The following is a 16091-nucleotide window of genomic DNA, read 5'->3' as shown; positions in this document are numbered from 1 at the left end:
AAACGAAAAAACAAAATGGAGTCCAACATGGCTAAGAAAACAACAAACACCCCGACTAGCAACCTTTCCGCAGACAAGGCCAAGGCAGTAGAAGCCGCCATCGCCCAAATTGAAAAGAATTATGGTAAAGGTTCCATTATGGCACTCGGCCAGCAGCCCGTCGAAGATATTCCCGTTATTCCCACGGGTTGTATTCAGCTCGACATGGCGCTTGGCGTAGGCGGTTTCCCCCGCGGCCGCATTATCGAAATTTACGGACCTGAATCTTCCGGTAAGACAACCCTTACCCTGCATGCCATTGCCGAAGCCCAGAAGCTTGGCGGTGTTGCAGCCTTCATCGATGCTGAACATGCTTTTGACGCCGTCTACGCCCGCAAGTTGGGTGTCGATATCGAATCGCTCCTGGTTTCCCAGCCGGACACTGGTGAACAGGCCCTCGACATCGCCGAAACCCTCGTGCGTTCTGGCGCTATCGATATCATCGTGATCGACTCCGTGGCAGCCCTTGTGCCGCAGGCAGAAATCAACGGCGAAATGGGCGATAACCATGTTGGCCTGCAGGCCCGCCTCATGAGCCAGGCCCTGCGTAAGCTGACCGGTATTCTTTCGAAGTCCAACACATGCATGCTGTTCATCAACCAGCTGCGTATGAAGATTGGCGTGATGTTCGGTAACCCCGAAACCACCACCGGCGGTAACGCCCTTAAGTTCTACGCCACCCAGCGTATCGATATCCGCCGCATTGCTGCCATCAAGGACGGCGAAGAGGTCATCGGTAACCGCACCCGCGTGAAGGTTGTGAAGAACAAGGTGGCAGCTCCGTTTACCCAGTGCGAATTCGACATCCTTTACGGCTGCGGCATTTCGCGCGAAGCATCTATCCTCGACCTCGCTACCGAACTCGACATTATCCAGAAGAGCGGTTCCTGGTTCAGCTACAACAACGAACGCATCGGCCAGGGTCGCGAAAACACCCGCCTGTTCCTGAAGGACAACGTGGAACTCTGCAACGAAATCGAGCAGAAGATTCGCGAAAGCATGAAGGACGTGGAACTGTTCAAGCTGAACGAAGGCGATGCCATCGAAGCTGACGACAGCGAAAGCGTAAGCGTCGAAGAAGACGCATAGTCCCCTACCCAAACATTTTCTTCCTGAAGAGCAACAAACCCTGGCCTATCCTTTAGCCATTGGGATGGGTCGGGGTTTTCCTTTGTTTAAAATTTTCTATATTGATGAACATGAAGGCAGAATCACTCAAGGCAACATTGCGTACAGCGGCAACATTCTTTGCCCTTGCATGCACTGCCGCCCTTGCCCAGACTTCTTGCCCGCACTTTTTGCTGGAAAGCCCGATGGTCGTGAACATCGAGGGCTTTTTTATTAACGAGAAACTGTCGCGAGTTTCGCTTGACGTGGAATGGAGACACCATCCCGAAGCGCTCGACACCTTCTTCGTGAACCAGCCTGACCACCAGCCGTTCAACTTCATTACCGCCGGCGAATACCGCTACATGGAATTCCCGAATGCCAAGGTGAAGCGTCAGCTGGGCACGCACCACTTGAAAGAACACATCGGCGAGACTCCGTTAAAGCTTGACGACATGGAACTGCTCGCAAACGGCCAGTTCCTTTGCCGCGATTCGACGATCCAGAAACCGAACATTCTTTCGACCGCATTCTCCATGGCCTGGTGGAGCCTGGTTGCAGACAGCCTCCCCCACCCGACAAAGGTGACCATGAACGGCACGCGCAAAGAAAGGCGCGTGTTCACGATTCGCCAATGGCGCAACTATTCCGGCGAAATGCTGCCAACTTTGGTGAAGGTCGAAAACGAAAGATATAACGGCGAACTGTGGATTCGCAGCGCCTATACCGTGCAGGCACTGCAGGCCGACCCGCTCAAGAACAGCGTAGAAGGCAAGCAGAAACCGCCACTGCCGGATTTATTTAGAAAAATTCCTGTGAAAGGGGAAAGAAAAATACCCCTGATACTCAAGCTGAACCAGGAACTGCTGCGCGAGTGATCCGTCGTAGAAGCGCTTTTCGGTGCGCCTCCAGCCACCCACTTCCAAAATAAGATTCTGCAAGCCGTCGTCCCAGAAGAAATGGGCGCCGACCATGGCCTTGCCGTAACCGAGCGATTCCTTACGCACGGTATTCTTTTCGCGCAAGAAGCCGGTCTTGTAGAAATTGGATTCAAAAATGGCGGCGAAATGGTTTGTCAGAGGAATGCGGCCGTAGGTGTCGAGCACCAGCAAGAAGTCGCGGCTGAACACGGGAATGTTGCGGCGGTAGTCATAGCTCTTGCCGTCGAAATCGGTACTGACATCCGAAAGAATGTAATGGAACTTGAGGCCCAAAATGGAGCCCTTGGGCAAGGAATAGCTGAGGCTGACAGCCATGTCTATTAGCTGCATGTAATCGAATGCGGCGTCATCTTCATAGATATTGTCCACCACGTAGTCCGCATTCCAGGTTTCGGCAATGCGGCCCTGGCCTTCGACTTCGGCGGTAACCATTTCGAGGTTCGAGCGCATGTAGAGATAGCTTTCGTAAACAATATTGCCTTCGATTTGCGGATTGGTCTTGAAGGGGCGAATGCCAATGCCCGCCAGGTAGCCCGCATAGAACGGCGAAACTTCGATGGCGGCATCCATGCGCAAGTAGGTCGGCAGGCTTTCGAGGCGTTCACCGTAGGCAAGTTCGTCGAGCGGTTCTAGCCAGCTGTAATGCAGCATGCCCGTTGCCTGAGGCAGCCACTGGCCCCACACAAACGGCGTATTGCCCATGATGCTCCACGAAAGGTTAGGCCCGTAGCGGAATCCAAAATTCGCATTTTCGTTGAAACCATCGGCAAAAGACGCGATGTTACAAGTAAAAAAAATTATAAAAAAGGCCGATAATTTCTTAAAATAAGTCATTTCGGAATAAAATTTAAAATAATTTCCCCATTTGCGCCATAAATTCTTATTTTGTAGGCATTAATTTATAGGAGTCACAATGAAACTCTCTCATATTTGCTTGCTTGGCGTGAGCGCCCTGATGTTCTGGGCCTGTGCCAACCGCTATTCCTCCCCCATTCTGATCGAACGCGGTGAAGGTCGCAACGAATACGAACGCGAATACTTTGCCGTCAAGGAAAGCATGGGTATCGACAAGCGCCTGAAAGACGTGTTCAAGCAGGGCTATATCGAAGAAGGCATGACCAACGACATGGTGAACCTCCTGTGGGGACCTCCTGACCACGAAAAGACCACCGAAAAGCAGAGCATTTGGGAATACTACACCCGCGAAGGCGAACTCATTACCCGCCTCTTCTGGAAGCACCCCGACCAGGCTCGCTTGAAGGGCTACGAAGAAGAATGGATCCTGGAAAAGATCGAAGGCGACCGCTACGGTGGATCCCCGGCTCCGACCTCCAAGCATTCCTCCAACTACTAATAAGCGACTTTTATGCGAAAAGATACGCCCTCGGACTACCGGGGGCGGTCTTTTTTTACTAAATTTAGGCGCGTTAAATTTTAAACCTCTCAAGGAGTTAATTATGCGTCAGTATATCATCGCTGGTAACTGGAAGATGAACAAGACCGTTAGCGAATCCATTCAGCTCGCTAAGGATATCGTGGAAGCCGTCAAGGACGTGAAGAAGACCGAAGTGGTCATCGCCCCGACTTACCTCGCCGCCGCCAAGGTCGCCGACGTCATCAAGGGTTCCAACGTGAAGCTCGCCATCCAGGACATTCACTGGAAGGACCAGGGCGCATACACTGGTAAGGTTTCTGTGGACATGGTCAAGGAAATCGGTGCCGAATACATCATCATCGGCCACTCCGAACAGCGCCAGTACTTCCACGAAACGGAAGAAACCGTGAACCTCAAGGTCAAGAAGACCCTCGAAGCCGGTCTGAAGCCGATCATCTGCATTGGCGAAACCCTCGACCAGCGTAACGGTGGCATCCTGAAGGAAGTCCTCGGCCTCCAGATCAAGGGCGCTTTCAAGGACGTTTCTGCTGAAGACGCCGCCAAGTGCGTTCTCGCTTACGAACCGGTTTGGGCAATCGGTACCGGCGTTACCGCTACCGACGAACAGGCTCAGGACACCCAGGCCTACGCTCGTTCCGTTGTGAAGGAAATTTACGGCGATGCTGTTGCTGAAGGCATGCGCATCCAGTACGGTGGCTCCATGAAGGGTGCCAACGCTGCCGGCCTCCTCGCTCAGAAGGACATTGACGGTGGTTTGATCGGTGGTGCAGGCCTCAAGGCAAACACCTTCAAGGAAATCATCGACGCTGCCGAAGCTCGCTAATTAAAACTTAAAACCAAGGTAAAACGACTATGACAACACTCTTTTGGATTGGTATCGTTCTGCACGTGTTCCTGTGCTTGTTCCTCATGTTGCTCGTTCTGGTTCAGAACGACAAGATGGGCGGTCTCGCAGGTCTCGGTGGCATGACTTCCCAGTCTGCTTTCTCTACCGCAGGTGCCGCGACCTTCATCCAGAAGTTGACCCGCGTCGTGGCCGTGATCTTCTTCATCGTCGTGTTCGCCCTCGGCCTGATTACTGCTAAGCAGGACCAGGCTGTCGAAGAATCTTCAATGCAGAAGGCTACCCGCGAAAACGCTGCCCAGCAGCAAGCTCCGGCACCGGCTCTTCCGGCTGACTTTGCAGCACCCGCTGCACCGGCCGCCGATGTTGCTCCGGCTACCGAAGCTCCGGCCGCTCCTGCTGAAGCCAAGTAAGGTTTTGTCTCGCGCGGCTTAGGCTGCGCAGGCAACGCTGCGGTCGTGGTGGAATTGGTAGACACGCTAGCTTGAGGTGCTAGTGGGAGCGATCCCATGACAGTTCAAGTCTGTCCGACCGCATTACGAAGTCCGCCCTTGTGGCGGACTTTTTCGCTAAGTAAAAAAGTTAGATTTCTTGGTATGAAGTTTTTCCTCGCGATTCTTTGCCTTATCTTGAGTTCCTGCTTTTGTTGGGAATTATCTGACGAGCATTGCCGAGAAGAAAACGAGTTCTTCGAAAATGAACGCGAGCGCGACGGCCGTCTTTGCACAGACCTAGATGCCGTTGAAAAATGCAAGACTGAGCAACGAGAAATTTTTGCAACTCAGCAACAAGAAAAATTACTCAACATCGATTCCCTGTGCCGCGCAAACACAGAGAAAATCAAATGTAAAGACCGAGAAGAATATGGACTCTAATCTTATAGCCCCTGTTGGCGTTTTGGGCTTTGGCGTTGAAGGCCAGAGCACGTTCGATTATCTTGTACGTAATGGCGTCAAGGACATCGTGGTCATGGACAAGAATCCGGTGAACCTGCCGGAAGTGCCCGCCGGCGTGAACGTGAAAGTTTGCAGTGGCGAAAGCTACCTGGATGGCCTCAAGGACTGCGTGACCGTAGTGCGTTCTGCAGGAGTATACCCCATGAGCCCCGCCCTGTTCAAGTTCCAGATGAACGGCGGCCTGATGACAAGCCAGATTCAGCTGTTTTTAGAACAAACTAAATCCAAGAAGGTCGTAGGCGTTACAGGTACGCTCGGCAAGGGTTCTACCGTGAGCATGATTAGCCACATTCTGACCAAATGCGGCGTGAACAACGAGATTGGCGGCAACTTCGGTGTGCCGGCACTTGATTTATTGAAGGACGAAACGGCAGACCGAGTGAGCATTCTGGAACTTTCGAGTTTTCAGTTGATGACATTGTCCTTGTCGCCGGACGTAGCTGTGGTGCTGCGCGTGTCGACCGAGCACTTGGATTGGCACCAGAGCGTCGAAGAATACCGTGATGCAAAAGCTAACCTGGTTCGCTGGCAAAAGCGTGACGGCGCATGCGTGTACTTGAAGGACGCAGCCCCGACGGCAAAAATTGCAAGCGAAAGCCCGGCTAAGACAAAGTACGCCGTGAGCCTTAGCGATGACGGGGACGCCGTGATTGAAGGCGCCACGCTTACGATTGACGGAACAAAGCTTTACCTTGAAGACTGCAAGGTGCGCGGCATTTACCAGCTTGAAAATATGGCAGCGGCGACCCTCGCTTGCAAGGCCTTGGGAATCAAGGTGGCAGACGCGTTCGAAGCCCTGAAGAGCTACGAAACGCTCCCCTTCCGTATGGAATTCAAAGGCGAAAAGAAGGGCATCGAATTCTTTAACGACAGCTACGCCACCCGCCCCGACGCGACGATCGCCGCGACAGCCAGCATGAAGCGCCCCTTCGCGCTGATTCTCGGCGGCTCTGAAAAGAACGCAGACTTTACCGAGCTCTCGCAGATTCTGGTGAACGAACGCCCGAACCTCAAGCGCATCGCGCTCATCGGCGCTACTGCGCAGCGCATGCTCGAATCCTTGCTGCAGGCCGGGCTGAAAGTCACCGCAAACATCTTCCCCACTTTGGAAGAAGCATTTGCAGACAGTTTGAACATTGGCGAAGGCGGCACCGTTATCATGAGCCCCGCCTGCGCAAGCTTCGGGCTGTTCAAGAACTACAAAGTCCGCGGACAAGTCTTCGACAAGCTGGTGGAGAATGTGTAATGTGAGATGTGTGGTGTGAGATGAGAGTATCAAAAAAAAATTCAATTTTTTTGAAAAAATTCGCCCTTACCCCTTTACAAGCGGAGCGATTTAATCTAAATTTGGGTCGTTCCGCTAAGGACCACGCGGTCGTGGTGGAATTGGTAGACACGCTAGCTTGAGGTGCTAGTGGGAGCGATCCCATGACAGTTCAAGTCTGTCCGACCGCAGAAGAAAGACTCAGTGAAAACTGAGTCTTTTTTCGTTTTATAATGCAGCCAAAATGTTGAGCCGAACGGTCATAAAAAGTCTCCCCGGTACAAAGTACCGAGGAGACTCCGTTGGAGGTGTATGTAAGAATTACTTGGAGGTATTCACCATGAACTTCTTGCTGCCATTTACCTGCTTGAGCATGTACACGCCCTTGGCATAGCCAGCGGCATTGAGAGCCTTGGAGGCGGCCATGCCAGACAGGTCAACAGTGCCGAGCTTCACACCGGTGAGGCTGAACACGTTGTAGGACTTTTCGACCTTGTTCTGGAACTTGACCTGAGCAATAGAGGTCTTGCCCGGATCGGCATCCTTGCCTGCAGCAAATTCGATGTAGTCAATGTCCATCCAGTCACCAGTCACGGTGAAGCGGAGGATGTGCTTGCCAGCGGTGAGCTTGACGTTTGCCTGAACGAGGCTGTAGTCATCGTAGTTTTCTTCGCCATCGTTCTTGGGAACAGCGACTTCTTCGGTGATGTTTTCGCCATCGATAGCGAGCTGGAAGCTAGAAGTTGCGTTTGCAGAAGCCACAGAAGCGAACATGGTGTAATCACCGTCTTCGGCCACTTCTACAGTGTATTCAAGCCATTCGCCGCTCTGGTTGTAACCCACGACATAGCCATTGTTCTTCTTGTAGATGTCAACGCCAGTGCCTTCGCGGTAGCTCTTGCCACCATTGCTTTCGGCACCGTGGTCATCAGAATCGTTATCAGCGTAAGAATCGTTACCTGCGCCATAACCCGGTTCATCGAAGTTTTCCATTTCGATCTTGCCCGGGATTGCCCAAGCCTTGCCGCCAAACGGCTGCTGCGGCTCCGGTTCGCGCTTCGTGCCCTGGAATTCCCATTCCAAAACGCCCATGGTCGAATCCTTGCCGTTATTCTTGAACACGAAGAACACCTGGTCGATAACACCAGTAAGGCCCTTCATTGCGCAATCGTTATCCACGAAGGTCTTGTTATTAGCGGTCTTAGCAAGTTCGCAAGTACCAGCCAACGTGCCGCTCGCGCTACCCGTATGGATTTCAATCTTGTTGCCTTCGCCCACGTTAGCGGCCTTGATGCGGAGGTTTTCAGCACCCTTACCGAAGTCCACGCCAGAAACACGAATCCAAGATTCGCTACGGCTCGTAAGCGGCAAGAGCACATGCACAACGGGCTTGCCCTGAGTCCAGTCCGTACGGCTACGGATATTCATCTGCTTGGAACTCGTCGTTGCCTTATAGGTCTTGTACGGGTCGAAGTTCTTAATCTGCTTTGGTCCTTCACGGGTGAAGGTGAGCTTGTTCATCTTGTCGCCATTCCACGTGAGTTCATCGATAGACACACTTCTGTGGTTTTCGTAGTTCGGATTTTCGGAACGTACGCCCTGCTGCGTCGTTGCAGCCGGATGGTTATCCGACGTCACCAGGCGGCGATCGTGGTAAACGGCGTACCACTTGTCCTTGAACGGAGCAAAGCCCTGGTGGTTGTTGCCGCCTTCGCCGTGAGCGTCGGGCACAGAGCCGATGCCCGGAATAACCGTACCCACAAAGGTATACGGGCCCCAAATATTGTTGGACATACCATAGTCAATCACCTGGCTACGGTTGTTGAAGCTCAAGTAATAAGTGCTACCCTTCTTGTGCAGGTAAGGAGCTTCAAAAGAGTTCGGCAAAGAGACCTTCTTCAATGAGTTCTTGTCGAAAGTAATCTTGCCATTGCTTTCGGTAAAACTGATAATGTCAAAGTTGTTGCCGTAGGGGCGCTGGCCGCTTTCACCACCACCGAAAATCACGTAACCCTTACCGTCGTCATCGATCAAGATGCCCGGGTCAAAGCAATGCGCAATGCCATCGCAACCTCCGATAAGACTTCCGCCACCAGCAATTCTGTTGACACCATGGGTTTCCTTAACGGGGTCGGTATAGGGGCCGTCAATTGCGGGGGCGGTAATCATGCCCACGCCGCTTGCACCATCGGGGTAAACGATATAGACCTTGCCGTTCTTGACGGCAATGCCCGAAGCCCAGGTGTTGTTCGGATAGTTCCCGAATTCACGCCTGGAGCGGAAAATCATGCCGTGATCAGTCCAGTTCTTCATGTCTTCAGACGTGAAGGCGTAAAGGCCGACAATGTCGTAGTTCCAGTTTGTCTGGTTGTTGTAGTCATCGACGTCGGTCAAAATGTAGAAGGTATCACCATCGGAGGCGCAAGAGGGGTCCGCCAGATAGTGGTAAGATGAAATGGGGTTGTCGGCCAAAGCCGTAGTCGCCGCGAGCCCAAAAGCGGCTAACCCCACAAAACGGGCCTTATTAGTCCTTAACATATAATCACTCCATGCGGGAGTCCACACACGCGGACCCATCCAAAGGTAAAATTACCCCTTTTTTGCGTAAAAATCCGTTTATTATCAATATTGCTATGGATAAATTGACAATAGCCCTCTATAGGAAAAAACGCCTGATTTTTCTATATTAGCGAACCAATGAACCGCTTTGAACTTTTAAAGACATCAAAAAAATCGAAAGCCCGCCTGGGCGTTGTCCACACCGATCACGGCGACGTGACAACCCCCATTTTTATGCCCGTGGGCACCGAAGCAACCGTAAAAGCGGTCACTCCTGCGCAGCTTAAGGACATCAAGGCCGAAATTATCCTTGCAAACACCTACCACCTGTACCTGCGTCCCACCACCCCGCGAATCGCAAAAGCGGGCGGAATCCATAAATTTATGGCCTGGGACGGTCCGGTTTTAACGGATAGCGGCGGATTTCAGGTGTGGAGCCTGAAGGATTTACGCAAAATTACCCCTGAAGGCGTGGAATTCAGGAGCATTTTAGACGGTTCGAAGCACTTTTTCAGCCCGGCAAGCGTCATGAACGCCCAGCGCGAAATCGGCGCGGACATCATTATGGCCCTCGACGAATGCACTCCGTACCCGAGTACCGCCAAAGAGGCCGAACATAGCCTGAATTACACCCTGAAATGGACCGCCGAGGCCATGCAATGGCTCAAGGAACACCCGCCCATTCACGGTTACGACCAGCAATTCTTCGGAATTATTCAGGGCGGCATGCACAAGAACCTGCGCAAGCAGGCTATCGAGCGCATCGCCGAGCTCGGCCCCGACGGCTTTGCCATGGGAGGCCTTTCGGTGGGTGAACCGACCGAAACCATGTACGAAATCGCCGACTTCTGTACCGACATTTTGCCGCAGGACCACGCCCGCTACGTGATGGGCGTGGGAACCCCGTGGAACTTGCTTGAACTCATCGAACGCGGCGTGGACATGTGCGACTGCGTGATGCCGACCCGCAACGCCCGCAACGGCATGCTGTTCACCAGCGAAGGCGTTTTGCGCTACAAGGCGGCCCGCCATGCCGAAGAATTCGACAAGCCGGTTGACCCGAATTGCGACTGCTACTGCTGCCGTAACTTTAGCCGCGCGTACCTGCGTCACCTGCACCATGCCGGAGAATCGCTCGGGTTTACACTTGCGAGCATCCACAACCTGCACTTTTACCTGCACCTGATGCGCGAAGCCAAGCAGCACATCGCCGACGACACCTTCGAGGAATGGAAGAAGGAAAAGTGCGAAATTCTGCAGCGCGATTTGCAGTAGATTTTAGCATGTAGCATAAATGTTAGGGAGGGCATTGCCCTCCCTTATCAATTTGTCGCATTCTTTTTTATCACATTAAAGAAATACCCCGGACGATTGTCCGGGGCATTTTCACTTAAACTATTTCCTGATTACTTGAGAGTAATGCGGGCGGTCTGGGCGGCCTTCACGGTCTTGACGCGGACCACGTAGTTACCGCGGTTCAGGCTTTCGAGAGAAACCTGATGGTTGCCGGCGGCACTTTCGAGGCGGTTCATGACCATGTTACCCTGCATGTCGAACACCTGGATGCGGGCTGCAGCGGCGGTCGTCACGTTGAGCGTAGAGCCGTTCACGCTGAGCTTGAGCTGGCCAGCAGGCTTGCGAGCCATGCGGACTCCGACGCTTGCATCAACGCACTTGAAGTCATCCACAAAGAGGAAGTTGATTGTCGGCTGGTATTCAATGTTCTTGTAACCAACGACTTCCCAAGCGAACTTCTTGATGTTCTTCTTGTTCAGATCAACCGGTTCGCCCCAGCTCGGCTGTTCGATATCTTCCCAGCTGGCCACAACGGTCGTCCATTCGAGAGCATCTTCGAAATTGATCTGGTGATAGGCGTAGTCAGTCACCTGACCATCCTGGACCTTCAAGGTATGAGCACTACCTCTATAGCGGTAGCTCAAAGCCGAGCAAGCGCTCAGGTCAATACCCTTAGAGGTATCGGCATTCGTATTGAGACCGAGAGCGACGAACGGAGCTTCCTTATAAGCGCCCTGGTTCCAAACGATTTCAGTCAAAGCGGCAAAGCCCTGAGTACCGTTAGCGGCATCGGCAGAGCCCGGGAACACCACGACATAGCCACCGAGGGTGTTGTCATAGATGTTAGAGATAGAGGAAAGTCCACCCGGTTCCTTGTCGGTATAGGCATACCAAGTACCCGTGGTCTTGGCAACTTCATCACCGTCTTCGAAGTCATCAATAATCTTGATGTCGGTAATCACCGGAGCGACAGAAGAAGAAGAGAGAGTCGGAGTCGTACTGGAGCTGGACTTACCCTGGCCATTGCTAGAGCTAGACTTGCCCTGACCATTGCTGGAGCTAGACTTGCCACCCACAGAAGAAGAAGACTTCGGAGAGTCGCCGCTGCCACCGCTAGTAGCAGTGAAGGAAAGGCCATCGCACTTCACGTCGTCAATGTAGAGGTACGGATACTTGGGCTGGTTGATATCGTCCGGAACCTTTTCAAGGCCCTTGATTTCCCAAGAAAGACGAGTTGCATGAGCCATGTTGATCGGAGTGGAGCGAGAATCGTCACCCCAAGTTTCCTGTTTCAGCATATCGGTCGTGATTTCGACTTCCTTCCAGCCTTCAGAGGCGTCCTTGTTCACGCGGTGATAGTTATAGTCAGTAACGTCAGTCGTTTCGATTGCGAAGTTATGGCTGGCCCCCTTGTACTTGTACTTAATGGTAGAGCACTTGGAGAAATCTGCATAAGCCTTCGGAGAATCCTTCTTTTCTTCCTTCAGGAGAGTGAGGAACATCTTGATGTACGGACCGTAATCAAGAGTACCCTTACCAATCTTCACGTCCTTAAGGGCCGCGACATACTTAGAGGTGTTCTTGCTGTCGCCACTGACCGGGTACACAACCTGGTAGGTCGTATTGCCAAAGTCATCTTCAATCTTGTCGTTAGAAATGGAGCTCTTACCGCCGTTTTCCTGGTCTTCGACAGCAGCCCAAGCACCACCGAGGTAGCCGTAACGGTCGCCATCTTCCATGTCATCGAGAATGGAAGTGGTAGCACCATTGGCAACGCCCGTAGAGAAGCCAGACTGTTCTTCGGCATCACCATTCTTGAGGCCGCAATCCTTATAGGAAGCGCCACCGAGCTTGCTCTTCACGTACTTACCGGAATTGGTGTAGGAGAAGCCGTTTTCAAACACTGCGGTAGAGAATGCGGCAGAAGTTTCGTTCATAGCAGAAGCGTTCCAGTTCGTCCAAGACACGCCCTTCTGAGCCATCCATTCTACCCACTTATTGCTGGAGCCTTCATCCGGCTGGCCATCACCGTTAGCATTGACGGTACCCCATTCGGTAGCAAACACAGGCACGCCTGCAGCCATAGCCGTTTCTGCAGCCTTGTTGTAACCGCCATCGCCCATATAGTGAGTTGCAGCATAGAAATGGAGCGTACAACCGTAGTTCTTGTCGTTGATGCCTGCGGAAGCGCAAGCATTCGGCTGGCTGGACCATCCCGGGCTACCCACGAGGATGAGGTTATCAGAATACTTACGGATAACCGGAATCACCTGATCGGCATGCTGCTTCACGGCATCCATGCTACCGGTCGGTTCGTTCCAAATTTCGAAAATCACGTTGTTGTACTTGCCGTATTCCTGGGCTGCATATTCGAAGAACTTGACAGCATCGTTAGTAAAGCCATCAGAAGATTCGATGTGCCAGTCAATGATGACGTAAATGTCCTTATCGACAGCAGCGTTCACCACGGACTTGAGCAAAGCCTTCTGGAAGCCTTCGCCACCCGTCGTGTAAGAACGGCCCGAGCTGTTGAACTTTTCGTCTGCTGCACCGAGAGCAAAACGAACCACTTCGACGCCCATGTCGTCGACCAGGCGGTTAATGCCCTTTTCAGAGTAAAAGTCGGTAGAATAGGTATTGCCCGAACTCCAGAAAAGGCTCATGCCCTTCACCTGGACAGCCTTGTTGGCATATTCCGGGCAAGAACCGGAAAGTTTGCCACCATTGGCCTTAAGTTCGCCGTATGTGCTAACAGGGCCGACCCTGCTTGCCGTGATTGCCATGGCGGACACCGCAGCCATAGACATAATCGCAAGAATCTTTTTCATTCTAGACCTTTTGGTTTATGTTAAAAACCAATCCCTTATTAATCCCACATAAAAAATAGTAATGAGAAGAACAATTTCCTTGTAATATTTTTTTATAGTTTTTTTGAGCCCAATAGCCATCGCGTTTTTAAACATCTTTTTACAAAAAGAAAGCCCAACCCGAAGGCCGGACTTTCTCCATTGTAAAATTTCAAACACCTCGATTTTACAATTACTCCACAGACTTGCCCTTTTCAACAGCGTCGGCAAGGGACATGCCAGTAAATTCCTGAGCGCTGAACCAACGGCCACTCTTCTTGTCGTCGAGCATGACAGACACCATGGAACCCGGAATCACGCTTTCGGGGGCGTTAGGAGCGTTGGGGCCACCGAGATCGGTGCGCAACCAACCCGGATCCATGACGTTCATCATGACATCGGTACCATTCAGCTTGCAGGCAAAGTCCTTGACAAATTTTGTCAGAGCAGCCTTGGCGCAGGCGTAACCCATGAGTTCGGGTTCGTTGGCGATGCCACTAGTGGTAAGCTGCATACGGCCAAAGCCACGCTTGATCATGCCCGGCAAGAAGTGATAGGCAATTTTGATCGGAGCAAGGAAGTTCACGGCGAGAGCCTGGTGGAAGTCTTCCATGGTGTTGGTCAGATAATCGGTAAAGTAATGGCTCATGAGGCCCGCGTTGTTGAACACGATATCGACCTGCACGCCCCAGGAATCGATTTCGGCGAGAGCAGCGTCGATTTCGCAAGCGACTTCGAGGTTGCAACCCACAGCACGGCATTCAACACCGTACTTCTTGATTTCGGCCATCACCGGTTCGGCGTGAGTTTTGTCGCGGCCCTGCAGAATAATGTTGGCGCCAAGTTTTGCCATTTCGATAGCAGTAAGGCGGCCTACCCCACGGCAGCCACCCGTAATCAAGGCCCATTTGCCCTTAACGTCGATCATAAGTCATCCTTTTTAGTGTTTAACGAGGGGTTACCCCACCCTCTCGGTTTATGGATATAAAGATAGACTTCAACGGTACAAAAAGCACCATTTTTTTCAAGAAATCTGTATACAGAAGTAAAAAACAAGAGGACATGCCCGGCCAAGCCGGGCATGACAAAGAGCGAAAAAGCTAAATTTGTTCCAAAATTTGAAAGGATGTGAAAAATGAAAAGCTCTAGAGACAACTGGGGTTCGAAGCTGGGTGTGATTCTCGCGGTCGCGGGTTCCGCCGTCGGACTTGGCAACTTCTTGCGTTTTCCGGTACAGGCCGCTACAAATGGTGGTGGCGCATTCATTATTCCGTACCTCATTGCCTTCTTACTTTTGGGCATTCCCCTTTCTTGGATGGAATGGACGCTTGGCCGCGCAGCCGGTAACAAGCACCACGGTACCGCCCCGGGCGGATTCCACTACATTCTGAACAAGAAGCCCTGGGCCAAGCACCTGGGTTCGCTCGGGCTCTTGCCCCCGCTGTTCATCAGCTTCTACTATATCTTTATCCAGTCCTGGATTCTGGCGTTCACCTACTATTCTGCCACAGGCAAACTGATGGAAGTGGTCGCCGGCGGTTACGAACCGATGAAGGAATTCTTCGGCAACTACATCATGCTGAATACCAAGATTGGCCCGGTTCCTGCCGCCATCCTCTTCTTCTTGATCACGTTCGCCTGCAACATGGGGCTCCTGTCGTTCGGCGTGCGCAAGGGCATTGAACGCGTGAACAAGATTACCATGCCGATTCTTTTGATCATGGGCATTATCCTTGTGGTGCGCGTGCTTACCATTAGCGATATCGGTAAGGGACTCGCTTTCGTGTGGAACCCGAACCTTTCTGAAATCCTTAACCCCGCCGTTTGGCTTGCCGCCTCCGGCCAGGTATTCTTTACCATGAGCCTCGGTATGGGCATCGTCTTCTGCTACGCAAGCTACCTGAAGCCCAAGGAAGACCTGGTGCTTTCGTCTTTGACTGCAGGCGCCACCAACGGCTTTGCCGAAATTATCCTCGGCGGTACCATCGTGATTCCGATGGCCGTGCTCATTGCCGGCAACAATATTGAAGAATGCGCGAAGCTCGGTACCTTCGGCCTCGGCTTCCAGACCATGCCGTTCGTGTTCGGTCAGCTGCCCTTTGGCGGATTCTTCCAGACGTTGTGGTTTGCGATGCTCTTTATCGCGGGCGTCACCAGCGCTATTTCGATTATCCAGCCGCTGATTAGCTTCTGCGAAGACGACTTGAAGTTCAGCCGCAAGGGCTCCATTACCGCCACCGGTACAGTGACCTTCTTGGGAGGCCTTGTGGGTATTTTCGGCCTTGCCGCAGGCGCGGTCGACGAGCTCGACTTCTGGGGCGGAAGCTTCTTGCTGGTGGTTCTCGGCACGATTCAGGCATTCATCTTCTCGTTTGTGCTCGGTCGCCGCAAGTCCGACGTGATTGGCGAAGACGGCAAGCCGGAATGCGAAGCTTTCGCCTTGATGAACGACGGCGCCGCCTTGAAACTTCCCCGCTTCTTTAGGCCGATCATTATGTACGTGTGCCCGATTTACTTGGCTGTCGTGCTGGTCGCCTGGATTATTCACGATGGCATGGGCGTGCTCCTGTTGAGCAACGTTCCCGCCGATGCCAAGGTGACTTTCCTCGGCAGCGAATTCTCGCAAATTGGCTTTACCTGGGGCGTTCGCGGATTCCTGCTCGCCCTCGTGGTGCTCTTGAATATTGCCATCTACTACGCCTGGAAGGAGAACGGCCCGGCCAGAAAGACAACCGTTCTCCACAAGCAGAACATGACTGTCGGCGATTCCGACAACGAGGAGGCATAACATGGAATTTTCTACTAGCGGCCTGATTTTTATGGTCCTTTCATGGGCCGGCATT

General features: G+C 52.5%; 13 protein-coding genes and 2 tRNA genes. 11 read left to right on the top strand and 4 right to left on the bottom strand.

From position 1 onward, the window contains the following. The first annotated feature begins 27 nt into the window (after window positions 1–27). Entirely contained in the window at window positions 28–1128 is a 1101-nt protein-coding gene (gene recA / locus QZN53_RS08030; protein ID WP_163438503.1) for a recombinase RecA, read from the top strand. Window positions 1129–1238: 110 nt separating this feature from the next. Continuing rightward, window positions 1239–2024: a hypothetical protein gene (locus QZN53_RS08025; RefSeq protein WP_163438502.1), complete on the top strand. Its 786-nt coding sequence runs from the start codon at window positions 1239–1241 to the stop codon at window positions 2022–2024. Here QZN53_RS08025 and QZN53_RS08020 read toward each other — a convergent pair. Beyond that, a complete protein-coding gene (locus QZN53_RS08020; RefSeq protein WP_163438501.1) occupies window positions 1944–2921 on the bottom strand; it encodes a hypothetical protein in 978 nt (325 codons plus the stop codon). The two genes, QZN53_RS08025 and QZN53_RS08020, sit on opposite strands and share 81 nt — an antisense overlap. A 79-nt stretch (window positions 2922–3000) precedes the next feature. Between QZN53_RS08020 and QZN53_RS08015 the strand changes: the two genes are divergently transcribed. The 7 genes from QZN53_RS08015 to QZN53_RS07985 all read left to right on the top strand — a co-directional run bounded on the left by QZN53_RS08015 (window position 3001) and on the right by QZN53_RS07985 (window position 6738). Continuing rightward, window positions 3001–3441 carry a hypothetical protein gene (locus QZN53_RS08015; protein WP_088628739.1) on the top strand — a complete coding sequence of 147 codons (441 nt, stop codon included), beginning with the start codon at window positions 3001–3003 and terminating at the stop codon, window positions 3439–3441. Window positions 3442–3544: 103 nt separating this feature from the next. Continuing rightward, window positions 3545–4306, top strand: a complete 762-nt coding sequence (gene tpiA, locus QZN53_RS08010) for a triose-phosphate isomerase (protein WP_163438500.1) — start codon at window positions 3545–3547, stop codon at window positions 4304–4306. Between the two features lie 29 nt (window positions 4307–4335). Further along, on the top strand, window positions 4336–4740 hold the full coding sequence (gene secG, locus QZN53_RS08005; RefSeq protein WP_163438499.1) for a preprotein translocase subunit SecG: 405 nt from the start codon (window positions 4336–4338) through the stop codon (window positions 4738–4740). Window positions 4741–4779: 39 nt separating this feature from the next. Next, window positions 4780–4863: transfer RNA gene (locus QZN53_RS08000), tRNA-Leu, on the top strand. Next, window positions 4837–5202: a hypothetical protein gene (locus tag QZN53_RS07995; RefSeq protein ID WP_163438498.1), complete on the top strand. Its 366-nt coding sequence runs from the start codon at window positions 4837–4839 to the stop codon at window positions 5200–5202. Before QZN53_RS08000 ends, QZN53_RS07995 begins: the two co-directional genes overlap by 27 nt. Continuing rightward, on the top strand, window positions 5192–6529 hold the full coding sequence (gene murD / locus QZN53_RS07990) for a UDP-N-acetylmuramoyl-L-alanine--D-glutamate ligase (protein ID WP_163438497.1): 1338 nt from the start codon (window positions 5192–5194) through the stop codon (window positions 6527–6529). The genes QZN53_RS07995 and murD overlap by 11 nt, the downstream gene beginning before the upstream one ends. A 125-nt stretch (window positions 6530–6654) precedes the next feature. Beyond that, a tRNA-Leu gene (locus QZN53_RS07985) sits at window positions 6655–6738 on the top strand. A gap of 130 nt (window positions 6739–6868) precedes the next feature. Here QZN53_RS07985 and QZN53_RS07980 read toward each other — a convergent pair. Further along, window positions 6869–9085 (bottom strand): carbohydrate-binding protein, encoded by a 2217-nt coding sequence (locus QZN53_RS07980; RefSeq protein WP_294652384.1) that lies wholly within the window; start codon window positions 9083–9085, stop codon window positions 6869–6871. Window positions 9086–9244: 159 nt separating this feature from the next. Between QZN53_RS07980 and tgt the strand changes: the two genes are divergently transcribed. Next, window positions 9245–10381, top strand: coding sequence for a tRNA guanosine(34) transglycosylase Tgt (gene tgt / locus QZN53_RS07975; protein ID WP_163438496.1), 1137 nt, complete (start codon window positions 9245–9247; stop codon window positions 10379–10381). Between the two features lie 131 nt (window positions 10382–10512). Here the strand turns inward: tgt and QZN53_RS07970 are convergent, their stop codons facing one another. After that, a complete protein-coding gene (locus tag QZN53_RS07970) occupies window positions 10513–13230 on the bottom strand; it encodes a cellulase family glycosylhydrolase (RefSeq protein WP_163438495.1) in 2718 nt (905 codons plus the stop codon). A gap of 211 nt (window positions 13231–13441) precedes the next feature. Continuing rightward, window positions 13442–14176, bottom strand: coding sequence for an SDR family oxidoreductase (locus QZN53_RS07965; protein WP_163438494.1), 735 nt, complete (start codon window positions 14174–14176; stop codon window positions 13442–13444). A 207-nt stretch (window positions 14177–14383) separates the two neighbouring features. On the opposite strand from QZN53_RS07965, the gene QZN53_RS07960 reads away from it, so the two are divergent. Continuing rightward, window positions 14384–16036: a sodium:calcium symporter gene (locus QZN53_RS07960; protein WP_163438493.1), complete on the top strand. Its 1653-nt coding sequence runs from the start codon at window positions 14384–14386 to the stop codon at window positions 16034–16036. Window positions 16037–16091: the final 55 nt, after the last annotated feature.

Origin of the sequence: uncultured Fibrobacter sp. (assembly GCF_900316465.1) — a bacterium.
Classification (GTDB): Bacteria; Fibrobacterota; Fibrobacteria; order Fibrobacterales; family Fibrobacteraceae; genus Fibrobacter.
The sequence above is the reverse complement of the archived record's forward strand: the minus strand, read 5'-3'. Positions and strand labels throughout refer to the sequence as shown.

What these genes read in the sequence shown, in the direction of transcription:
- QZN53_RS07965 (WP_163438494.1), bottom strand. Translation starts at nt 14,176, where the DNA reads ATGATCGACGTTAAGGGCAAATGGGCCTTGATTACGGGTGGCTGCCGT.
- QZN53_RS07970 (WP_163438495.1), bottom strand. Translation starts at nt 13,230, where the DNA reads ATGAAAAAGATTCTTGCGATTATGTCTATGGCTGCGGTGTCCGCCATG.
- QZN53_RS08020 (WP_163438501.1), bottom strand. Translation starts at nt 2,921, where the DNA reads ATGACTTATTTTAAGAAATTATCGGCCTTTTTTATAATTTTTTTTACT.
- QZN53_RS08025 (WP_163438502.1), top strand. Translation starts at nt 1,239, where the DNA reads ATGAAGGCAGAATCACTCAAGGCAACATTGCGTACAGCGGCAACATTC.
- secG (WP_163438499.1), top strand. Translation starts at nt 4,336, where the DNA reads ATGACAACACTCTTTTGGATTGGTATCGTTCTGCACGTGTTCCTGTGC.
- QZN53_RS07995 (WP_163438498.1), top strand. Translation starts at nt 4,837, where the DNA reads ATGACAGTTCAAGTCTGTCCGACCGCATTACGAAGTCCGCCCTTGTGG.
- QZN53_RS07960 (WP_163438493.1), top strand. Translation starts at nt 14,384, where the DNA reads ATGAAAAGCTCTAGAGACAACTGGGGTTCGAAGCTGGGTGTGATTCTC.
- murD (WP_163438497.1), top strand. Translation starts at nt 5,192, where the DNA reads ATGGACTCTAATCTTATAGCCCCTGTTGGCGTTTTGGGCTTTGGCGTT.
- tgt (WP_163438496.1), top strand. Translation starts at nt 9,245, where the DNA reads ATGAACCGCTTTGAACTTTTAAAGACATCAAAAAAATCGAAAGCCCGC.
- recA (WP_163438503.1), top strand. Translation starts at nt 28, where the DNA reads ATGGCTAAGAAAACAACAAACACCCCGACTAGCAACCTTTCCGCAGAC.
- tpiA (WP_163438500.1), top strand. Translation starts at nt 3,545, where the DNA reads ATGCGTCAGTATATCATCGCTGGTAACTGGAAGATGAACAAGACCGTT.
- QZN53_RS08015 (WP_088628739.1), top strand. Translation starts at nt 3,001, where the DNA reads ATGAAACTCTCTCATATTTGCTTGCTTGGCGTGAGCGCCCTGATGTTC.
- QZN53_RS07980 (WP_294652384.1), bottom strand. Translation starts at nt 9,085, where the DNA reads ATGTTAAGGACTAATAAGGCCCGTTTTGTGGGGTTAGCCGCTTTTGGG.